The sequence below is a fragment of the Sulfurimonas sp. genome, from assembly GCF_027056685.1.
Taxonomy (GTDB): Bacteria; Campylobacterota; Campylobacteria; order Campylobacterales; family Sulfurimonadaceae; genus Sulfurimonas.
On record NZ_JALUKE010000081.1, the window covers coordinates 1 to 4,479 of the forward strand.

General features: G+C 31.9%; 8 protein-coding genes. All 8 read right to left on the minus strand.

The window, feature by feature from the left end; all coding sequences use genetic code 11:
- A partial coding sequence (locus tag MVY38_RS03520; RefSeq protein WP_297483639.1) for a TolC family protein occupies positions 1-560 on the minus strand: 560 nt, incomplete at its 3' end.
- Positions 561-626: 66 nt separating this feature from the next.
- Complete coding sequence (locus MVY38_RS03525; RefSeq protein ID WP_297483641.1) at positions 627-1,100, minus strand: flagellar basal body-associated FliL family protein; 474 nt, start codon at positions 1,098-1,100, stop codon at positions 627-629.
- Positions 1,101-1,147: 47 nt separating this feature from the next.
- On the minus strand, positions 1,148-1,435 hold the full coding sequence (locus MVY38_RS03530; RefSeq protein WP_297483643.1) for a helix-turn-helix transcriptional regulator: 288 nt from the start codon (positions 1,433-1,435) through the stop codon (positions 1,148-1,150).
- Entirely contained in the window at positions 1,432-1,770 is a 339-nt protein-coding gene (locus tag MVY38_RS03535; protein WP_297483645.1) for a type II toxin-antitoxin system RelE/ParE family toxin, read from the minus strand. Before MVY38_RS03535 ends, MVY38_RS03530 begins: the two co-directional genes overlap by 4 nt.
- Before the next feature lie 35 nt (positions 1,771-1,805).
- Positions 1,806-3,092, minus strand: a complete 1,287-nt coding sequence (locus MVY38_RS03540; RefSeq protein ID WP_297483647.1) for an ATP-binding protein — start codon at positions 3,090-3,092, stop codon at positions 1,806-1,808.
- Positions 3,082-3,738 carry a response regulator transcription factor gene (locus MVY38_RS03545; RefSeq protein ID WP_297483649.1) on the minus strand — a complete coding sequence of 219 codons (657 nt, stop codon included), beginning with the start codon at positions 3,736-3,738 and terminating at the stop codon, positions 3,082-3,084. The genes MVY38_RS03540 and MVY38_RS03545 overlap by 11 nt, the downstream gene beginning before the upstream one ends.
- Positions 3,739-3,754: 16 nt before the next feature.
- Positions 3,755-4,159, minus strand: a complete 405-nt coding sequence (locus MVY38_RS03550; RefSeq protein WP_297483650.1) for a DUF202 domain-containing protein — start codon at positions 4,157-4,159, stop codon at positions 3,755-3,757.
- Positions 4,160-4,171: 12 nt separating this feature from the next.
- A partial coding sequence (locus MVY38_RS03555; RefSeq protein ID WP_297483652.1) for an efflux RND transporter permease subunit occupies positions 4,172-4,479 on the minus strand: 308 nt, incomplete at its 5' end.

The window sequence follows — 4,479 nt, forward strand, 5'->3', positions numbered from 1 at the left end:
TGTGCAACTATTTTTGTCTGCAGGGTTGTGAGGGTGTTTTTAAAACGCAGTATGTCAAGTGCAGTTATGTCTCCATTTTTTGCTAAACCTTCAAGTTTTACATAAATTTTTTGCTGTTTTTTATAAAGTTCTTGGTGGATTTTGAGTTGCATTTGCGTTTTATTGTAAAGGGCAACCATATTTACCAATGAGATAAAGAGTTGTTCTTTTTTGAGAGAGAGTTTTTTCTTTTCACTCTTTACATCTAAACGCAGCGTTTGGATTTTGTAGTTATTTTTTCCAAAAAGGTCTAAAGTGTCATGTAAAGAGATGTCAGTTGTGTTGAAACTTCCTGATGATGTTGGCAAATACTGCGCATATGTTTTTGAGTAGGCACCATCAAGAGTAAAGTTAGCATATTTTGAGTAAGTTACAGCACTTTGAGAAGTTTTGTTTGATGTCTCGTAAAGATTATAACTCTTTTCATACTGTAGCGTTTTCATCGCATCTTTATAAAAGCTTGTCATATTTGCTTGAGCTGTAAGGGCAAGTAGAAAAATAAGAACTATTTTGTTACGCATTTTTTATCCTATAATAGTGAAAAATATTTACTATTATAGGCTTCTTAGATGAAATAAAAATGAAAGCTACTGAATGACAAAGTTGACTATGTAGACATTGCGTATCTGTCCATCAGTAAGTATGGAGTTGAGGTTGGCTTTTATTTTCTTACAGATTTTTGATTTACCCATATCTGAAGTAATACTTTGCGCTGTTTGGTTGCTTAAAATCATAATGATGTTATCACGAATGACAGCATTCTTCGCATCGAGCTCTTTTGAGAGGAGTTTGTCATCAAGCTCTAAAGTAAGTGTTGCTTTGAGGTAAACATCTTTACCACTTGCTGTTCTTAGATTTACAGTAAAAGGCTTGAGTGGATAAAGGGGACCTATTTTTGCAAGTGTTTCATCGGTAGTGTTTTGCTCTTGTCTGTTTAACTGCGTTTGAGCAGTATCAATTTTGTTAAGATACCAAAAAGCCGCTGCAGAAGCACCTAAAAGAGCGATGATTAAAATGACAACAATAGTGATTAAAGTTTTATTTGAAGCGTTTTTAGCCATGGAAAATCCTTGAATAAATGAGTTTTTTTATATATGAGTTGTAAATTTCAAACTATTTGAATTTGTATCTTTTTTCCAATTGCGCTAAGAGCAGTTTCTATAGTTGTTAATGTGATGGAACTATTAAATGGATCAAGTAATCGTGTTAGTGAACTTCTACTTGTTCCCATTCGTTTTGCCATCTCTGTTTTAGTTATATTTTTCTCTTTCATTGATTTTTGAACTTCATAAGCAATTACACGCTTAATAGCAGTTGCATCTGATTCTGCTAATATATTTTCTTCTTCTAGAAACTCATCAAAAGAGCTTCCGATTGCGTCAGTATTTAATTTCATTTTATTTCCTTGACACGCTTAAGTGCTAAATTTATTTCATTTATTGGTGTCTTCTGTGTTTTTTTAATAAAGCCATTTAAAAGTATCATATAATTGTCCATAATTATAAAAATCACTCGTGCAATTCTCTTACTAGATATATTACTTCTTACCTCATAAAGGTTATTACCAAGTGGTTTTGATATAGGCATTCCTATTGGCCAACCATACTCAACAGTTTTAATATCTGCACCTATTGTTTTTTTATCTTCTTGTTCTAAAGATATTAACCACTCTCTAACAGGTTCATTACCTGCAGGTGTTTTGTAAAAAACAACATTAATCTTTTTATTCATATCTAATTGTACCTTTTTTGGAACAATCTTTCAAGTTAAAAAATAACAGCTACTACAGTTCCACTTCCCTCTTCTGATTTTATTTGTAGTGTACCATTATGCATAGAAACACTATTTTGTACGATGCTCAGACCAAGACCAAAACCTGCAATCTTTTTATTTCTTGCACTATCTGCTCTGTAAAATCTCTCTGTAATTTTTTGAAGATGCTCTTTTGCTATTCCTATGCCCTCATCTTCAATAGTAAAATGAATTTTTGAATCTTGAAATAAAGAGAGTGTGATGGTTTTATCTTTTTGGGTATATTTAATTGCATTATCTATAAGGTTTGTAAAAAGTGACTCCATCAGTATGGGATTTGCTTTGAAGTTTATAGGCTCAATTTTTTTAATAGTAAGTTGTAAATTCTTTTCATTGAGTTGCGTTTGAAATTTGTCTATAGTTGCTAGTAGCATAGAATCAAGTGCACAATTTTGAAATGATTCTTGAATGTTTTCTCTGGAGTATTTTGTTAAAAGTAGAAGCTGGTTTACAATGCGTGTAATTTGCCACGACTGTTTTTGTATGACCTTGAGTGATTTTTCATACTCTAGTGGTTTGCGTAGTTTTTTAAGCGTTATTTCTATCTCTCCTTGAATGACAGTAAGAGGCGTTTTTAGTTCATGAGAGACATCAGAGTTAAATCTATCAAGACGCTCTACACCATCTTTGAGGCGTTTTATCATTGCATTAAAAGAGAGTATAAGTTCTCTTATTTCATCATTTTCTTTTGGAATTTCTATCTCTTGTGTAAATTTTGTAATGCTAATATTTTTTGTACTCTCTCTTAGTTTATTGATGGGGAGCAGTATTTTATCTATGAGTTTACTTGCTAAAAAAATGAGAACAAAGAGTAAAATTGGGATGAGAAGAAGGAGAGTATCTTGAAAATCTTCTATTTTATTGTCAATATTTTTTTTGACAATCATAATTGTCTTATTGCCCCGTCTTTCAAGATAGAGTGCATCAATATAGTCATCATCATCTTTATAGCTAATAATAAAAAAGTTCTTTTTCTGCTTGAGGTATTTTTTATATTTTTTTAGAGTGAAAGCACTATTTTTTTGTACTATTTTTCCACTATTTATGATGGCAATACCTATGTTTTTTATCTCTATATGGTCGTTGTATTTATGGGCAATAAATTGGAGTTTGTTTTTTATATTATTATTGATACTGTTGTTTAAAAAGTAGTTGAATGAAAATCCAAAAAGTGTTAGCACAACAAATGAGACCATTCCAAACCAAAGAAGTACGCGTGTTTTTAAAGATTTAAACTGCAATTTTATACCCTAAACCTCTTGTGCTTTTTATAAGCTCTTTTGTAAGTTTTTTTCTCAAATGATAAATAGTCACTTGAATGACATTTGAGTTTATATACTCTTGCATACCCCAAAGTTGCTCTTCTATCATCTCATTTGTGACAAATATATTTTTATGTTGTATTAAAAAGAGTAGAAGTTCATACTCTTTTGCTGTTAGTATAATTTGAGCTTCTCCTTTTGTGACTATCTTTGTAGTGGTATTGATTGTGATTTCGCCTATATGAAGGAGTGTTACGCCTTGAGAGACGCTTCTTCGATGCAGTGCTGCAACCCTTGCTTCTAGTTCTGCAAATGAGAATGGTTTGCTCAAATAATCATCTGCACCGTGCTGTAGCCCTTCTATTTTATTTTCAATCTCACCTTTGGCACTTAGCATAATAATAGGTGTGAGAATGTTTTTTTCTCGTAAACTTGTGATGATTTCAATGCCATTTTTAGATGGAAGCATCCAATCAATAATGATGACATCATAGCTATTTATAGAGGCTAAATATTCCCCATCTTCGCCATCAATTGCACTCTCAAGGAGATGTCCATCTTCTTGAAATCCTCTTGTCAAAAAGGAGATAATATCTTCATCATCTTCTATAATAAGCAGTTTCATATAAATATTCTCAAAATTATACGATTACCATACCAACAAGCATTACTACACCTATTAATGCTACAAAAATAGATAAAAGAAAATAGATATTTTTGTCAGTATCTATTTTCCCTTCCTGTAGATGTTTAATCCATAGTGTATAGTAGCGATAAGTATAGAGAGCTAAAATGATGCCGGCACTTACTATTGCTATACCAAGGTAGTTGTAGAAGTCTGTGTTTTGTAATTGTGGCACAGATAGATCTTGTTTTCCTTTTAACTGCATAGAGATTAAATCTAAAAAAAGCTCAAATTTTTCTACAACGAAGCCTAATACTATGAGCGATATGGCAGTACCAATAAGTGCTGTTGTGGCACGCTCAACTGCCATTAAATTTTTAGGGTCAATATTATTATTTTCATCTTTATCTTTATTTTTCATAGCTGCATTATATTATCTTATTCTTATAAAATGGAAAAAGAGTGGGATGAGGTAGAGGTTAATGACAATAGCAAAAAGCAGACCTCCCATAATGGCAATTGCTAAATCTTGGATGATTTGGGTGCCTGTGCCTATTGCTAAAGCGATAGGTAAAAGGGCTAAGGCGTTTGAGACCATTGTCATAAGAATTGGTTTTGCTCTTAGAGATAGTGCATCGAGCTGCTGTTCTATTTCATCGCTTTGATGTTTTAAATTTATCTGATAAAAATTAAAAATAAGGACATTGTTATTTATGACAATACTTAGCACAATAAGTATGC

Coding starts and splice junctions, on each gene's coding strand:
- MVY38_RS03550 (WP_297483650.1), bottom strand. CDS start 4,159: ATGAAAAATAAAGATAAAGATGAAAATAATAATATTGACCCTAAAAAT.
- MVY38_RS03530 (WP_297483643.1), bottom strand. CDS start 1,435: ATGAAATTAAATACTGACGCAATCGGAAGCTCTTTTGATGAGTTTCTA.
- MVY38_RS03525 (WP_297483641.1), bottom strand. CDS start 1,100: ATGGCTAAAAACGCTTCAAATAAAACTTTAATCACTATTGTTGTCATT.
- MVY38_RS03545 (WP_297483649.1), bottom strand. CDS start 3,738: ATGAAACTGCTTATTATAGAAGATGATGAAGATATTATCTCCTTTTTG.
- MVY38_RS03535 (WP_297483645.1), bottom strand. CDS start 1,770: ATGAATAAAAAGATTAATGTTGTTTTTTACAAAACACCTGCAGGTAAT.